A 14,398-nucleotide genomic window follows, 5' to 3' on the forward strand; every position below is an offset into this window, starting at 1 on the left:
GAGCCTGTTCCTTTGCCGCGTCCGCAAAGATGTTCAACAGGCGTCAGTTTCGCCGATTTGCGCGCGGAAGGCCAGAGGCAGGAAAAAGCGTCCTTTTTCCTGCCGATCACATCCTTTTCCTGCCGGTCACAGGGGGATCACGCTCACACCGCGCGGCTGTGCTTCCCGGCGCCGGTGGACAGATAGGTGTCGAAGCGCGCGGCGACGATGCGCATCAGCGGGCGGGCGGGTTCCGGCACATGGACGCGGCGGCCCTCCACCACGGCGACCCCGTCGCCCACCAGATCGGCCATGGCCTCAAGGTCGGCGTCGAAGGTCCCGGCGGCCAGCCCATGGGCCTCGGCCACCGCGCCGACGTCCACCGACAGGTCGCACATCAGGCGCACGATCAGGTCGCGGCGCAGCCGGTCGTCGGCGGTCAGCGTCAGCCCCTTGCCGGTCGGGAACCGTCCGGCCTCGACGGCCTGGGCGTACTGGTCGAAGGGAACGGCGTTCTGCACGTAACCCTGCGGCAGCGCCCCGATGGAGGACGCGCCGAAGCCCAGCAGCACCTCCGCGTCGTCGGTCGTGTAGCCCTGGAAGTTGCGGCTGAGCCGCCCCTCGGCCTGCTGGATGGCCAGTTCGTCGTCGGGCTTGGCGAAGTGGTCGAGCCCGATGGGCTGGAAACCGGCGTCGGTCAGCACCCCGGCGATGGACGCGAACTGCTCCCACCGGCCCAGCGTGCCGGCGAGCGCCGACTCGTCGATCTTCTTCTGGTGGGACTTCATCCACGGCACATGGGCGTAGCCGAAGACCGACAGCCGGTCCGGCGCCATGGTCAGGGCGATTTCGGCGGAGCGGGCGACGCTCTCCACCGACTGGCCGGGCAGGCCGTACATCAGGTCGAGGTTGATGTGGCGGATGCCGTTGGCGCGCAGCCACTCCAGCGCCTGCTCGGTCTGCTCCCGCGGCTGGATACGGTTGATGGCCGCCTGCACCCCGGCGTCGAAGTCTTGCACGCCCAGCGAGGCGCGGTTGACCCCGGCGCGGCCCAGCGCCTCGGCCATCTCGCGGGTCAGGGTGCGCGGGTCGATCTCCACCGCGATCTCCGCGTCCGCCGTCACGTCGTAGCGCTCGCGCAGCAGGGCGATCAGCGATTCGAAGTCGTCCGGCGCCATCATGGTCGGGGTGCCGCCGCCGAAATGGATGTGCCGCACCCGCAGCCGTCCGGAAATGCGGTCGGCGACCATGCCGATCTCGCGCCGGAGATGGCCGAGATACTCGGCGATGGGAGCGTAGCGGGCGACGATCTTGGTGTGGCAACCGCAGTACCAGCACATCTTCGCGCAGAAGGGCACGTGCAGGTACAGCGACCCTGTGTGGGCCGCCGTGTCCAGCTCCGCCAGCCAGTCCGCGTAGCGCTCCGCCCCCACGGCGGCGGTGAAGTGCGGCGCCGTCGGGTAGCTGGTGTAGCGGGGCACCCGCAACCCGTCGTACTTGGCGAGCAGGGCGGCGTTCAGCGGGGCGGTCGGGGCGGTGGCGCAGGCCACGGGGGAGATCGCGTTCATGGCGGGGAGGATCGTGCAGACCGCCTTCCACCGCTTTGACACAAGTCAAGCGTTCGAACGCCCGGCCGTGAACGCCCGCCCGTCTGGCCGGTCCGTCAGTTGGGTGCGGCCAGCCGGTTCTCCAGATGCTCCAGCAACAGGTTCAGGTTGCGGCGGTTGGCCTTGAAGCCGATGTCGAAGAGGGCGCCGACCACCGGGACCGAGCCGCCGGCCCAGTCCACCGCCATGTTGGCGACCATGCGGGCGATCAGGCTCTTCGGCAGGTCGAAGCGGGCGGCTTCCATGATGATGTAGGCGGCCACCACGGTGGTCGCCGTGCTGCCAGCGACCGGGACCAGCGCGGCGATGCCGTCCAGCCCGAAGGGAATACGGGTGCCGGGAACGCGCCAGCGCGTGTCCATCAGCCGGGTCAGCCGGCGCAGCCGTTCCAGCCGTTCCAGGTCGATGGAGATGACCGGCGCCGCCGTGGCGACGCCCGAGAGGCTGGTAGCGGGCGCGGGGCGTGTGCGGATGTCGCTCATGGGGCTTCACCGGAGCAGGAGAGCCGCCGTGGGGAGCCGCCGGTGGATGAAGCCGTGGGCGGAGCCGGTCGGGCGTGACGGGGGAGCAACCCGCGGCTGTGCCCGGCGGTTCCCGGCCTATCTCCATCGGGTGCCCGGCACCACGGACGCGCTCACGGTCTGGGCGGGGCCATCGTCATACGGATGGTCGGGCGGACGCAGGGTCATCGTCCGAACGGAGAGGGGGGTGACGACCGGGTGCGGCGAATGGACGCGCGATCTGGATTTGTGGGAAGCCAAGCGATTGTTGTTCCGACGATTTTTCCGGAATCGCCGGGGTTTCGAGCGGCCATATGCCGAAGGCATCTCTGGTCTGGGACGTCCTTAGGCACAACAATGGTGCGCGCAGATCGAGACTTTAGACCGAAAAGAACCGAACGGGCGCCCGCTCCACAGGGTGATGGGCGGGGCACCAGTCATCGGAAAAAAGCAGGGAGGATCACCATGACCACACTTTATTGCGCCTGCTGCGGACAGCCGTTCCGCCGCAGCTCGCCGCGCGGCCCGGCGCCGCTCTACTGCTCGCGCGATTGCCGTCGCCAGATCGAGGTGCGCCGCCGCGTCTGGGCAGCGCTGCAAGCGGCGGAGCGGCTGCCCGCGCCGCTGCCGCCGGTCGTTCCGGCCGGTGCGGGAACTTTCCATAGGGTGGAAACGGTGTGGGAGCGCGCCTCCGCCTGATCGGGCGCAACGGGCGGCCTGCGCATTTTTTGGCCGGTTTGGTTGCGGCCCCCTCTAAAACAGCAGGGCTGCCATACCATATAGGAGGACGCTACATGAGTGAGCGTCCCCCGAAACGAGGGCTTTACCGAACACGGCCATGACCCAGAACACGCGATCCCCCCGCACCGTTTCCCGCACTCCGGCCCGCGCCTTCGGCGCCGTCGCTCTGGCGCTGGCCGTGGCGCTGACCGCCGGCACCGCCGACGCCCGCGCCGGCAAGAGCAGTTCCGCGGGCAGCCGCGGCTCGCGCACCTACGAGGCGCCGGCCCAGACCAACACCGCGCCGCGCGCCGCCCCGATGGAGCGGTCGGCGGCCCCGGCCCAGACCCCGGGCGCCCAGCAGCCGGGTATGCAGCAGCCGGGCATGGCGTCGCCGGCGGCGGCGCAGCGCGGCGGCTTCTTCTCGCGCGGCGGCTTCATGCCGGCCCTGATGGGCGGCCTGATCGGCGCCGGCATCGCTGGCATGCTGTTCGGCGGCGGCTTCCTCGATGGGCTGGGCAGCTTCGCGGGCATCCTGGGCTTCATCCTCCAGATCCTGCTGGTCGTCTTCCTGGTCCGTCTGGCCATGCGCTTCTTCCGCAACCGTTCGGCGGGCGCGGCGCGGCCGGCGGGCATGGGCGCTTCCAACGCCGCCTATGCCGGTCCGAATCCGGGCGCCATGAACCCCGGTGCGATGAACCGCGAGGCGGTGGACGCGCGCTCGAACCCGCTGGGTGGTGGCGCTCGCGGTGGTGCGGCGGCGGGTCCGGCTTCGTCCGGCCGTCCTGGCGTGCGCCGTGACGACCTGGGCATCGCTCCGGCCGACTATCAGGCGTTCGAGCAGACGCTGGTCGCGGTCCAGACCGCCTACGGCAACGAGGACCTGACGGCCCTGCGCAACGCCGTGACGCCGGAGATGGCCTCCTACTTCACCGAGGAACTGGCGGCCAACCACAACCGCGGCGTGGTCAACCGCCTGTCCGACGTCCGCCTGCTCCAGGGCGACCTGGCCGAGGCGTGGCGCGAGGGCAACGCGGAATACGCCACCGTGGCGATGCGCTTCTCGCTGACCGACGTGACGGTGGACCGCGCGAGCAACCGTGTGGTCGAGGGCGACCCGAACCGTTCGGTCGAGGCCACGGAAATCTGGACCTTCACCCGTCCGCGCGGCGGGCGCTGGGTCCTGTCGGCGATCCAACAGGCCGGCTGACCACTCTCCACTCCTCAACCGGTCTCGCGAGGGGGGCGTCCGAAAGGCCGCCCCCTTTTGCATTTCCGGACTCCCCTGGGCGGATGGGGCATGATAGAACCTATCAGGAACAAATACCTGCTCAGCGGAAGCGAGTCATGCCCGAACTTCCTGTGCCTGGGTCCTGCATCGAAGCGCCCCCGCCGGACCGGGCGGCGGTTCTGGCCGATCTGCGCGCCCGCATCCGGGGCCTGGAAGGGCTGGGCGGGGAAGGCGCGCGGGTGCTGCCCTTCGGCCTGCCGGATCTCGACGGAGCCTTTCCGGCGGGCGGTCTGCCGCTCGGCTGCCTGCACGAGGTGGCGGGGGAGGAGCCGGGGGCCGGCACGGCCTTCGCCGCGCATCTGCTGGCCCGCCTCGCCAGCGCGGCGGCGCCCGCGCTGTGGGTCGTGCGCGGGCGCGACCTGCACGCCGCCGGGCTGGCCGCCTATGGGCTGACGCCGGACCGGCTGATCGCCGTGCGCGCGACCCGCGACGCCGACGCCCTGTGGGCGATGGAGGAGGCGCTGCGCTGCAGGCGGCTGTCCGCCGTGCTGGGGGAGGTCGGTGGGCTGGACCTGACGGCGAGCCGCCGGCTTCAACTGGCCGCCGAGTCGTCGGGTGTGACGGGATTCCTGTTGCAGAGCACCGCCCGCCGCTCGGCGGCGAGCGCGGCGGTCACCCGCTGGCGGATCGCGCCGGCGCCCAGTTGGACGGCGGAGCCGGGCGTGGGCGATCCGCGCTGGCGCGCGGAACTGGAGCGCTGCCGGGGCGGTCGCCCGGGGGCGTGGCTTGTGGAATGGCGTGACGGTGCCCTGGTCCCGGCGCAAGCACCGGAGCGGGCCGTTCCCGCGCCCGCATCCACCCCGGTTCGGCGTCCGGTTCCGGTGGGCGGACACGGACCGTCCTGGGCCGAGGTGGCGTGATGCGGACGGGAGGGACGGACGGTGATGTCGCCTACGCGACAGCCACCCGTCGTTTTCCTGTCAGTAGTTGGTGGCCCAGTCGGGCAGGGGTTGCCCGGTCTCGCCATCCGGATCGGCGTCGGGCGGAAAGGGCGCGTCGTCCGCGTAGAGCGGCAGTTGCCGGGCGAATTCCGCCGATTCCTGAGCCCGGCGTTGCTCCAGCAAGCGGGCGGCCAAATGAGCGGGCAGCATGGCAAGCCTCCTTCTGAGCGTCGGGAGAGCCCGGGGAGCGGTCCTGTCGGCCGCCCTCGGCCCAACCCGTCCTGTGTGTCTGGACGCTATCATGCAAGGTCCAGGCCTCTAAGTGATGCAGATCACGCGTTATGCAAACTTTAATGCGCCCGGTTTCTTTTCGGACCCCGTTTCTTTTTGAGGCCCGTTCCTTTTTTCGGGTGGGAAGCCCATAGTCCCCGCCTCCCGCTTTTTCCGCGGATGTTCCTTCTCCGAGACCGACCATGCACGCCGAATCCTGCCCCACCTGCCTAAAACCTATGCATTTGTGCGTTTGCGAGGCGGTGGAGCCGATCGACAACGCCGTCTTCCTGCTCATCCTCCAGCACCCGCAGGAAAAGCGCGAAACGCTGGGCACCGCGCAGATCACCCATCTCCAGTTCAAGAACTCCGCGCTGAAGGTGGGGCTGAGCTGGTCGAACCTGAAGCGCATCCTCGGACGCGAGGTCGATTACAAGCGCTGGGGCGTGCTCTATCTCGGCCCGGTCAAGCAGGGTGCGGCCCCTCTGCCGGAGGTGTCCGTGGTGGACAAGGGCGGCGTCCCGCAGAAGGACAGCGATCTGGTTCTGGCCGACCTGGAGGGTGTCATCGTCCTGGACGGCACCTGGAGCCAGGCCAAGACGCTGTGGTGGCGCAATCCGTGGCTCCTGAAGTGCCGGCGCATCGTGCTGAACCCGAAGTTCCGCTCCCTCTACGGGCAGGCTCGCAAGGAGCCGCGGCGCGACAGCGTGTCGACCCTGGAGGCCGCCGCCTTCCTGCTGTCGCGGCTGGAGGCCGAGCCGGCGGTCCTCGACCGCGCGCTGAAGCCTTTCGCCCTGCTTCTGAAGAAGCTGCGCGCGCCGCGCCCACGCCCCGTTCCGCTCCCCCGCGCGGAGGCGGCAGAGCCCGCTCCGGATCAGGACGGGCCGGAATAATCCGCACCTCTTCCGGGATCGCCCTTTCCGGGTAAGCCCCCCTCGACCAGGGCGGCCGTGGCAACCAATGCGCTGTTGCGCTGTTGGGGATTGCATCGGCCGCTCGGGCCTCAACCAAGGGAGCGATCCATGAAGGGCGTTTTGCTGTGGCTTGTCGGGATTCCCATTCCGATCATTCTTCTGCTGTATCTGTTCAACGTCCTCTGATTGGACCTCTGATCGGCTTGACGGCACGGACCGGCGGCGCCACATGCGAACCGCGCCGCCCTCCGCGCGCACGGCAAGAGACGAGGACCATGGCTCGCGATTTCGTTCCCTTCGGACTGACCGTCTGCGGCATCGAGGAGCTGAACGGCTTCTGCGAGGCCGGCGTGACCCACGTCCTGTCGATCCTCGACCCCGGCCACCCGGAGCCGACCGCCTTCGGCTCCTACGGCGAGCACAAGCGGCTGGAACTGCGCTTCCACGACATCATCGACCCTTACATGGGCCAGTCCCTGCCGCAGCGCGCCGACGTCGAGCGCATCCTGGCCTTCGGGCGCGACCTGATGACCGAGCTGACCGGAGTGGGCGGGCTGCTGGTCCATTGCCACGCCGGCATTTCGCGCTCGACCGCCGCCCTGACCATGATCCTGGCCCAGGCCAGCCCGGACCGTCCCGCCGCCGAGGCGATGGCCGCCGTGGTCGGCATCCGCCACAAGGCGTGGCCCAACCTGCGCATGATCGAATTCGCCGACGAGATCCTGGAGCGCCGGGGCGAACTGGTCGCCGCCGTCCGCGCCCGCCACCGGAGCTATGGCCGGGAGCGTCCCGATCTGGTCCAGTTCATGATCGACAACGGCCGGGTCCGCGAGGTCGCGGACCTGATCGACTGACCATTCCTTTCCAACCGCTTCTCAGCGGAAGTTCCGCCCCTCCGGGAAGACCGTGGCGGCGGAGCGGTTGGGCAGCGCCTCGGGGTCGGTCAGGTCGCGCAGCCGGTGCGTCAGGTCGGTCAGCCGCGCGACGCGCAGGTGGATGACCTCGCCGCCCTCGTCGTTGGGCTTGCCGCTGCGCTCCACCCGGCCGGTGGCGGCGATCAAGCGGGCGCCGATGATCGTCTTGCGGAATGTCTCGAACACGTCCGGCATGATGACGAGGTTGGCGATGCCGGTCTCGTCCTCCAGCGTGATGAAGACCACGCCCTCGGCGCTGCCCGGCCGCTGCCGGACCAGCGCCAGCCCCGCCACGGTCAGCCGCGTGCCGGCCCGCACCTTGCCCAGCCGTTCGGCCGGGGCCACTCCGGTGAAGCCATCGCGCAGCAGCGCCATGGGGTGCGCCTTCAGCGACAGGCACAGGCTGCCGTAGTCCATCACCACATGCTCGCCCAGCGCCATGGCCGGAAGGAGGGCCTGCGGCTCGTCCTGGGCGGAGTCGGCGAGGCCGGCGAACAGCGGCAGCGGCTGCGCCCCCAGCGCCTTCACCGCCCACAGCGCGGCCCGCCGGTCCAGCCCGACGGAGCGGAAGGTGTCGGCCTTGGCCAGCCGCTCCAGCCCGGCGACCGGCATGCGCGCGCGGCGCCATAGGTCGTAGGGATCGCGGTAGCCCGCCCCGCGGCACAGCACGAGTTGATGCGCGTCCTCCTCGTCCATTCCCCGGACCAGCCGCAGGCCGAGGCGCAGGGCATGCCTTATTCCCTCTCCCGTCCCGGGAGAGGGTGACAGGGGTTCCAACGTGCAATCCCAATCCGACCGGTTGATGTCCGGGGGCAGCACGGTCACCCCATGCTCACGGGCGTCGCGGATGATCTGGGCGGGGGCGTAGAAACCCATGGGCTGGCTGTTCAGCAGCGCCGCGGCGAACACGTCCGGGTGATGGCACTTCATCCAGGCCGACACATAGGCCAGCAGGGCGAAGCTCGCCGCGTGGCTCTCGGGGAAGCCGTATTCGCCGAACCCCTCGATTTGCTGGAAGCAGCGCTCGGCGAAGGCGCGGTCGTAGCCTTTCCCGACCATACCCTCGATGAACCGGTCGCGGAAAAGCTGGACCTCTCCGGTCTTGCGGAAGGTCGCCATGGCGCGGCGCAGCCGGTCGGCGTCCTCCGCGCTGAAGCCGGCGCCGACGATGGCGATCTGCATCGCCTGTTCCTGGAACAGCGGCACGCCCAGCGTCCTTTTCAGCACCGCCTCAAGGTCGGGGGATGGGTATGTAACCAATTCCTCCTTGTTGCGGCGGCGCAGGTAGGGGTGGACCATGTCGCCCTGGATCGGACCGGGGCGCACGATGGCGACCTGGATCACCAGATCGTAGAACTTCTTGGGCCGCAGGCGGGGCAGCATGGACATCTGCGCTCGGCTTTCCACCTGGAAGACGCCCAGGCTGTCGGCCCGGCACAGCATGTCGTAGGTCGCCGGGTCCCCCTGCGGCACCGTCGCCAGCGTCAGGTCACTGTCACAATGCTGCTTCAGCAAATCGAAGCCGCGGTGCAGGCAGGTCAGCATCCCCAGCGCCAGCACGTCCACCTTCAGGATGCCCAGCGCGTCGATGTCGTCCTTGTCCCACTCGATGGTCGTGCGGTCCTTCATGGCGGCGTTGGCGATGGGGCAGAGGTCGCTCAGGGGGCCGCGGGTGATGACGAAGCCGCCCACATGCTGCGACAGGTGGCGGGGGAAGCCGATCAGCTCCTGCGCCAGCTCCAGCGTCTGGCGGAGCCGCGGGTCGTCGGGGTCGAAGCCGTATTGTCGGGCGCGCTCCTCGTCCACGCCGTGGCGGCTCCAGCCCCAGACGGAGGAGGACAGCCGCGCCACCAGATCGGCGGACAGGCCCATGGCCTTGCCGACCTCGCGGATGGCGCCGCGGGCGCGGTAGCGGATGACGGTGGCGGTCAACCCGGCCCGCTCACGCCCGTATTTCCGATAGATGTACTGGATGACCTCCTCGCGCCGCTCATGCTCGAAATCCACGTCGATGTCCGGCGGCTCGTTGCGGGCCGAGGAGATGAAGCGCTCGAACAGCAACTTGGTGGTGGCGGGATCGACCTCCGTGATGCCGAGGCAGTAGCAGACCGCTGAATTGGCCGCCGAGCCGCGCCCTTGGCAGAGGATGTCCTGCGAGCGGGCGTGGCGCACGATGTCGTACACCGTCAGGAAATAGGGCGCGTAATCGAGTTGCCCGATCAGCGCCAATTCGCGGTGCAGGGTCTGCGCCACCGTCTCCGGCACGCCGTCCGGGTAGCGCTGGACCGCCCCGGCCCAGGTCAGGTCGGTCAGCGTCTCCTGCGGGCTGCGCCCGTTCTCCGCCACTTCGTCCGGGTATTCGTAGCGCAGCTCCTCCAGCGAGAAGCGGCAGGCGGCGGCGATCTCCACCGTGCGGGCGACGGCGTCGGGGTGGCGTTGGAACAGGCGGGCCATCTCCACCCCGGCCTTGAGGTGCCGCTCGGCGTTGGCGGACAGGCGCCAGCCCGCCTCGTCGATGGTCGTGCCGCTGCGGATGCAGGTCATCACGTCGGCCAGCGGGCGGCGGGCGGGCGTGTGGTAGAGCACGTCGTTGGTGGCGACCAGCGGCACCCGCTCCGCCTCGGCCAGCCCGGCCAGCCAGGACAGCCGCCGCTGGTCGTCGCCGCGGTAGCGGTGGCTGGCGGCGAGGTGCAGACGATCCCCCAGATCGTTGCGCCAGCCGCGCAGCGCGTGGACGAAGGCGGGGTCGCGCCGGTCCGGCGGCACCAGCAGGAACAGCATCCCCTCCGCATGCTCCAGCACGTCGGCGCGGCCGATGAAGCAGGCCCCCTTGGGCGCCCGCCGCTTGCCCAGCGTCAGCAGCCGCGACAGCCGCGCGTAGGCCGCCCGGTCGGTGGGGTAGGCGAGCAGGCTGTCCGCGTCGGTGAGGTCGAGCCGGCAGCCGACGATCAGACGGAGGCCGTGCTTGCGGGCGGCGGCGTGCGCCTGCACCACCCCGGCCAGCGAGTTGCGGTCGGTCACCGCCACGGCGGCGTGACCGAGGCCGGCGGCGGTCAGCGCCAGCTCGTCCGGGTGGGACGCGCCCTCCAGGAAGGTGAAGCTGGTCGAGACCTGAAGTTCGGCGTAGGGGGTCATGGCGGCCCCGTCACCCGAAGAAGCCGTGCAGGAACCACAGCGCCGCCACGCCGGGCCGGTACAGCCCCTGGCGGAAGACCCAGAAGCGGCGCCCGGCCTCGTCCTCGACGCGGTAATAGTCGCGGGGCTCGCCGTCGCGCCGCCACCATTCGGCCGCGATCCGCTCCGGCCCGTCGGCGCGGCGGATGCGGTGCCGGGCGCCGCGCCAGCGGAACATCACCGGCGGGTCGTCGGGAAGCAGGGCCATGGCCTCGATGGGCTCCGGCGGGGCGAGCAGCCGCACCGGACGCGGGCGGTCGGCGGGCCACAGCGCACCGCCGGAGGCATCCGCGAAGGCCGAGGCGGGGGCCACGCTGCGCTCCGGCAGCCAGCTTTGCCGCGGGACCAGCCGCAGCACCGCCCGCTCCCCCAGCCGGTTGCCCAGCCGGTCCATCAGCTCGCCCAGTTCCGGCTGCCCGTCCGTACCGCCATCCAGCGCGGCCTGTGCGGCGGCGAGCGGGCCGGCCTCGGTGGCCGACAGCACCATCAGCTCCAGGCCGGGGCCGGGCTCCACCCGGTCGAGCTTCTGGGCGAACAGCCGCATCAGCGCGTCCGGGCGGCGCACCGGGTGGCCGGTGCCGATGGCCAACGTCTGGGGCGCGTCCTCCAGCCGGCGGTCCACCCGGTGCAGCTCCAGCCGCAGCCGGCGGGCGCCCTCGCCGGTTTTCTCCAGCCCGGCGCAGAGGGCGGCCAGCAGGCGGCGCAGCGCCTCGGCGATGGCCTCGGCGGTGGTGATCGGCTCGGGCAGGGCGAGGCGGACGCTGTGCGGCGGCACCGGCAGGCGGGGGGACAGCGGCTCGTCCAGCCGCCCGTAGGCTTGGTCGAGCCGCCGCAGCAACTCCGGCCCGAAGCGGGCGGCCAGCGTGGCGCGGGGGAGGGCATGCAGGTCCCCGATCCGCCGCAGCCCCACCGCGGCCAGACCGTCCACCGTGGCGGCGGGCAGACGCAGCGCGGCGACGGGGAGGGGGAGAGGGAGGGTGTCTGCCCGGTTGCCCCCACCCTCCCGCTCGCGGGTCCCCCTCCCCGCTGGGCGGGGAGGGCAAGATCCCTCCCCGCCCAGCGGGGGAGTTAAGGTGGGGGCCTCCCTCCCGAACCGCGCCAGCGCCCAGGCCGCCGCGGGGGTGTCCGCCACCGCCAGCCGCGACTCGAAGCCTGCCGCACCCAGGCGGGCGGACAGGTCGGCGGCCATGGCCTCCTCGCCGCCGAACAGATGGGCGCAGCCGGTGATGTCCAGCGCCACCCCGTCCGGCCCGTCCGGGGTGGTCCAGGGGTGTAGCGCGTGCACCAGCCGGCGATCCGCTCCAGCAGGCGGGCGTCCGACTCGGGCTCGGCGTCGAAGACGGCCAGGGCGGGTTCGATGGCGCGGGCGTCGGCCAGACTCATGCCGGGATGCACCCCGGCCTCCGCCGCCGCGCGGTTGACGGCGGCCACGCCCAGCCGCCCGCGCTCGGCCAGGATGGCGGCCAGGGGATGGTCGCGCCGCTCCGGATGGCGGCGGCTGTGGGCGTCGGTGGGCAGCCGCGGCAGCCACAGGGACAGGATGCGCCGCGCCGTCCGTTCGGTCTCCCGTTCCACCATGCCCCCTCCTTTCACAGCTTGTCGCGCCAATCGCCCTGTCTCGAACAAAACAAGAACATTCTAGCGGCAAAAGCCGGCGGTTGGGAGTCCCCTTACGGCCTCACCAAGAAGGGGGATCGCCGGCAGGGCCTTGTCCCGTCTCCGCGGGACACGACATGGTTGGTATGACACCGCTCCGCCCCACCGCCGCTTTCCTGCCCGTCGCCGTCGCGCTCGTCGCTCTTGCGCTGGGGGCCTGCGCGACGGAGGTGCACGACGAGATGCCGGGACGGGCCCAGGCGGCCCCGCCGGTGTCCGCGCAGAGCGGTGGGCTGAAGACGCTGCGCCAGATCCAGGCGGAGGAGAACGCCCGCCCGGCCCCCGCGCCGCAACCTCCGCCCGCCCCGACGCAAAAGCTCTCCGACGCCTCGCAGGCGCCCAACCAGCCGCCGCCGGTGCGCCGCCGCGGCAGCTCGTCCCCGCCGCCGCCGCCCATCGACCAGCCGGCCACCCCCGCCCTGCCGGCGCCGGGCTCGACCCAGGGGCTGACCGACCGCGCCAAGCGCGACCTGATGAGCCCGGAGGTCGACCGGCTGCGCACCGAGGACGCCATGGGCCGGCTCGACCCGCTGCAGCAGCGCGACCTGCTCCGCAAGCAGCAGGACCTCCGCCAGTACGGCCCCGGCCCCCTGGGCTACTGATCATCCCCGGTTCTTGAAGCCCGCCACCCTGGTCACTTGACCCCACCCCGCGCAGCGGCCATACCGGCCCGGTGCTGCGCAAGAGACGTTGGGGAAAAGGGGTAGGGAATGGTGGCGATCCGGTCGGTTCTTCTGGCGCTCGCATTGATCGGCGCCGGTGCCGCGCCCGCGCTGGCGCGGATGACGGTGACCGGGCCGTTCGGCACCGGCCTGACCGAACCGGTGTGGGTGCTCCAGCATTTGCTGGGCTTCCTCGCCATCGGGCTGTGGAGCGGGCAGAACGGCGGCCCTTCGGTCTGGCAGCTTCCGGTGGCGGCGCTGACCGCGGTGCTGGCCGCCGGGCTGGCCGCGCAGATCGGCATCCGTTTGCCCTACGCCGCGGAAGGGCTGTCGGCGTCGCTGATCCTGATGGGCGGACTGGTCGCCCTCGGGCTGAAGGCTCCGTTGGCCCTGGGTGTGCTGACGGTCGCTGCGGCGGGGGCCTTCCACGGCTATGTGCATATGGGTGGGCCGCTGTTCTGGGCCGGGCTGTCGTCCGGCGTGCTGCTGGTCATCGGCGCCGGGCTGGGCCTGTCGGTGGCGGTGGGGCAGGCGGCGTCGGGCCGAGTCGTGCAAATGTGTGGCGGCGCGGTAGCACTCGCCGGGGTTCTTGATCTGGCGGGCGTCTTTTAAGCCCCCGACGCCTTGAAAAAGCCCGGCTGCGGGTATTCTTGTAAGAGCGTGTCCAACACACGCCGCCGATGGCCCAATGCCGCCGGGACGGCTGGCCAGCAGGAAAGGTGGACCCGCCGGTGCTGCGCGCAGGAGCCAACCCCCGCCTTTCCTCCCAAGGTCTTCCCAGCCGCCGCCATCTCCTGGCCGGTGTCGCGGGGGCCGCTCTGCTCGGCCTGCTGCCGCGGGGTGCCGAGGCGCAGGACATCCGCTATTTCCGGATTGGCACGGGCACCACGTCGGGCACCTATTTCCCGATCGGCGGGCTGATCGCCAACGCCATCTCCAATCCGCCCGGCTCGCGCCCCTGCGACCGCGGGGGAAGCTGCGGCGTGCCGGGTCTGATCGCGGTGGCGCAGGCGACGCTCGGCTCGGTGGAGAACATTGAGCTGCTGCGCTCCGGCGCGGTCGAGGCCGGGATGTCCCAGGCCGACATCGCCTATTGGGCCTACACCGGCTCCGGCATCTTCCACGGCAAGGCGCCCTTCGAGGGGCTGCGCTCCATCGGTATGCTCTACGCGGAGGCGATCCAGCTCGTCGTGCGCGCCGACAGCGACCTTCACGGCGTGGCCGACCTCAAGGGCAAGGCCGTCTCGCTGGGGGAGGAGGGCTCCGGCGTGCTGGTGGAGGCGCGGGCGATCCTCGACGCCTTCGGCGTGAAGGAGGCGGAGCTGCGGCCCCCGGCCTACCTGAAGCCCGGCACCGCGGCGGACCGGCTGGCCAAGAAGGAGCTGGACGCCTTCTTCATGGTCGGCGGCTTTCCGGTGGCGGCGGTCACCGACGTGGCGAACCGCGAGCCGATCCGCCTGATCCCGCTCGACGGCGAGGTCGCCGACGGGCTGCGAATCCGCCAGCGCTTCTACATGGACCAGACCATCCCCGCCGACACCTACCCCGGCGTCCCGGAGATCCACACGCTGGGGGTGGGGGCGGAGCTGCTGGTCCGCGCCGATCGCGACCCCACCCTGATCCACGGCGTCACCAAGGCGCTGTGGCACGAGAACACCCGCCGCCTGCTGATCGAGGGCCACCCCAAGGGGCGCAGCTTCGACGCCACCAAGGCGGTCGCCAACGTCTCCGTCCCGCTGCACCCGGGCGCCGAGCGCTACTACCGCGAGGTCGGGCTGATCGGCAACGCCGCCAACGAACCGACCGGCGGGGCGACGCCCTGACGTCGTC

Annotated in this window: 13 protein-coding genes and 1 pseudogene; 8 read left to right on the plus strand and 6 right to left on the minus strand. The window is 71.2% G+C overall.

Features of this window, described 5'->3' with window-relative positions:
- Window positions 1-143: 143 nt before the first annotated feature.
- Both hemN and ACWPXE_RS17505 read right to left on the minus strand, forming a co-directional pair.
- A complete protein-coding gene (gene hemN / locus ACWPXE_RS17500; RefSeq protein WP_454018808.1) occupies window positions 144-1,547 on the minus strand; it encodes an oxygen-independent coproporphyrinogen III oxidase in 1,404 nt (467 codons plus the stop codon).
- Window positions 1,548-1,642: 95 nt separating this feature from the next.
- Window positions 1,643-2,068: a DUF4112 domain-containing protein gene (locus ACWPXE_RS17505; protein WP_454018809.1), complete on the minus strand. Its 426-nt coding sequence runs from the start codon at window positions 2,066-2,068 to the stop codon at window positions 1,643-1,645.
- A gap of 483 nt (window positions 2,069-2,551) precedes the next feature.
- Here ACWPXE_RS17505 and ACWPXE_RS17510 point away from each other — a divergent pair, with 483 nt between their 5' ends.
- From ACWPXE_RS17510 to ACWPXE_RS17520, 3 genes are all read left to right on the plus strand, one after another.
- Window positions 2,552-2,785, plus strand: coding sequence for a hypothetical protein (locus ACWPXE_RS17510; RefSeq protein ID WP_454018810.1), 234 nt, complete (start codon window positions 2,552-2,554; stop codon window positions 2,783-2,785).
- A gap of 139 nt (window positions 2,786-2,924) precedes the next feature.
- Window positions 2,925-4,016 (plus strand): TIM44-like domain-containing protein, encoded by a 1,092-nt coding sequence (locus tag ACWPXE_RS17515; protein ID WP_454018811.1) that lies wholly within the window; start codon window positions 2,925-2,927, stop codon window positions 4,014-4,016.
- 137 nt (window positions 4,017-4,153) lie between these two features.
- Window positions 4,154-4,957, plus strand: a complete 804-nt coding sequence (locus ACWPXE_RS17520) for an ImuA family protein (protein WP_454018812.1) — start codon at window positions 4,154-4,156, stop codon at window positions 4,955-4,957.
- A 60-nt stretch (window positions 4,958-5,017) separates the two neighbouring features.
- Here ACWPXE_RS17520 and ACWPXE_RS17525 read toward each other — a convergent pair whose 3' ends face one another.
- Window positions 5,018-5,188, minus strand: a complete 171-nt coding sequence (locus tag ACWPXE_RS17525; protein WP_454018813.1) for a hypothetical protein — start codon at window positions 5,186-5,188, stop codon at window positions 5,018-5,020.
- A gap of 263 nt (window positions 5,189-5,451) precedes the next feature.
- Here ACWPXE_RS17525 and ACWPXE_RS17530 point away from each other — a divergent pair, with 263 nt between their 5' ends.
- Together ACWPXE_RS17530 and ACWPXE_RS17535 are read left to right on the plus strand one after the other, a co-directional pair.
- Entirely contained in the window at window positions 5,452-6,141 is a 690-nt protein-coding gene (locus tag ACWPXE_RS17530) for a tRNA-uridine aminocarboxypropyltransferase (RefSeq protein ID WP_454018814.1), read from the plus strand.
- A gap of 296 nt (window positions 6,142-6,437) precedes the next feature.
- Window positions 6,438-7,016, plus strand: a complete 579-nt coding sequence (locus tag ACWPXE_RS17535; protein WP_454018815.1) for a tyrosine phosphatase family protein — start codon at window positions 6,438-6,440, stop codon at window positions 7,014-7,016.
- 21 nt (window positions 7,017-7,037) lie between these two features.
- Here the strand turns inward: ACWPXE_RS17535 and ACWPXE_RS17540 are convergent, their stop codons facing one another.
- The 3 genes and pseudogenes from ACWPXE_RS17540 to ACWPXE_RS17550 all read right to left on the minus strand — a co-directional run.
- Window positions 7,038-10,211, minus strand: a complete 3,174-nt coding sequence (locus ACWPXE_RS17540) for an error-prone DNA polymerase (protein ID WP_454018816.1) — start codon at window positions 10,209-10,211, stop codon at window positions 7,038-7,040.
- A gap of 10 nt (window positions 10,212-10,221) precedes the next feature.
- On the minus strand, window positions 10,222-11,535 hold the full coding sequence (locus ACWPXE_RS17545; RefSeq protein ID WP_454018817.1) for a Y-family DNA polymerase: 1,314 nt from the start codon (window positions 11,533-11,535) through the stop codon (window positions 10,222-10,224).
- 44 nt (window positions 11,536-11,579) lie between these two features.
- Window positions 11,580-11,828 (minus strand): annotated as a pseudogene (locus ACWPXE_RS17550) (Y-family DNA polymerase); the annotation flags it as partial.
- Between the two features lie 164 nt (window positions 11,829-11,992).
- Here ACWPXE_RS17550 and ACWPXE_RS17555 point away from each other — a divergent pair.
- The 3 genes from ACWPXE_RS17555 (at window position 11,993) to ACWPXE_RS17565 (ending at window position 14,391) form a co-directional block, all read left to right on the plus strand.
- Window positions 11,993-12,508 carry a hypothetical protein gene (locus ACWPXE_RS17555; RefSeq protein WP_454018818.1) on the plus strand — a complete coding sequence of 172 codons (516 nt, stop codon included), beginning with the start codon at window positions 11,993-11,995 and terminating at the stop codon, window positions 12,506-12,508.
- A 108-nt stretch (window positions 12,509-12,616) separates the two neighbouring features.
- Complete coding sequence (locus ACWPXE_RS17560; RefSeq protein WP_237904264.1) at window positions 12,617-13,180, plus strand: HupE/UreJ family protein; 564 nt, start codon at window positions 12,617-12,619, stop codon at window positions 13,178-13,180.
- A 119-nt stretch (window positions 13,181-13,299) separates the two neighbouring features.
- Window positions 13,300-14,391 carry a TAXI family TRAP transporter solute-binding subunit gene (locus tag ACWPXE_RS17565; RefSeq protein ID WP_454018819.1) on the plus strand — a complete coding sequence of 364 codons (1,092 nt, stop codon included), beginning with the start codon at window positions 13,300-13,302 and terminating at the stop codon, window positions 14,389-14,391.
- The last annotated feature ends 7 nt before the right edge of the window (window positions 14,392-14,398 follow it).

The organism is Azospirillum sp. Marseille-Q6669 (assembly GCF_965111635.1).

Excerpts from the sequence above, each read along its gene's own strand:
- hemN (WP_454018808.1), bottom strand. The coding sequence starts at position 1,547 with ATGAACGCGATCTCCCCCGTGGCCTGCGCCACCGCCCCGACCGCCCCG.
- ACWPXE_RS17555 (WP_454018818.1), top strand. The coding sequence starts at position 11,993 with ATGACACCGCTCCGCCCCACCGCCGCTTTCCTGCCCGTCGCCGTCGCG.
- ACWPXE_RS17560 (WP_237904264.1), top strand. The coding sequence starts at position 12,617 with ATGGTGGCGATCCGGTCGGTTCTTCTGGCGCTCGCATTGATCGGCGCC.
- ACWPXE_RS17505 (WP_454018809.1), bottom strand. The coding sequence starts at position 2,068 with ATGAGCGACATCCGCACACGCCCCGCGCCCGCTACCAGCCTCTCGGGC.
- ACWPXE_RS17535 (WP_454018815.1), top strand. The coding sequence starts at position 6,438 with ATGGCTCGCGATTTCGTTCCCTTCGGACTGACCGTCTGCGGCATCGAG.
- ACWPXE_RS17530 (WP_454018814.1), top strand. The coding sequence starts at position 5,452 with ATGCACGCCGAATCCTGCCCCACCTGCCTAAAACCTATGCATTTGTGC.
- ACWPXE_RS17515 (WP_454018811.1), top strand. The coding sequence starts at position 2,925 with ATGACCCAGAACACGCGATCCCCCCGCACCGTTTCCCGCACTCCGGCC.
- ACWPXE_RS17525 (WP_454018813.1), bottom strand. The coding sequence starts at position 5,188 with ATGCTGCCCGCTCATTTGGCCGCCCGCTTGCTGGAGCAACGCCGGGCT.
- ACWPXE_RS17510 (WP_454018810.1), top strand. The coding sequence starts at position 2,552 with ATGACCACACTTTATTGCGCCTGCTGCGGACAGCCGTTCCGCCGCAGC.
- ACWPXE_RS17520 (WP_454018812.1), top strand. The coding sequence starts at position 4,154 with ATGCCCGAACTTCCTGTGCCTGGGTCCTGCATCGAAGCGCCCCCGCCG.
- ACWPXE_RS17540 (WP_454018816.1), bottom strand. The coding sequence starts at position 10,211 with ATGACCCCCTACGCCGAACTTCAGGTCTCGACCAGCTTCACCTTCCTG.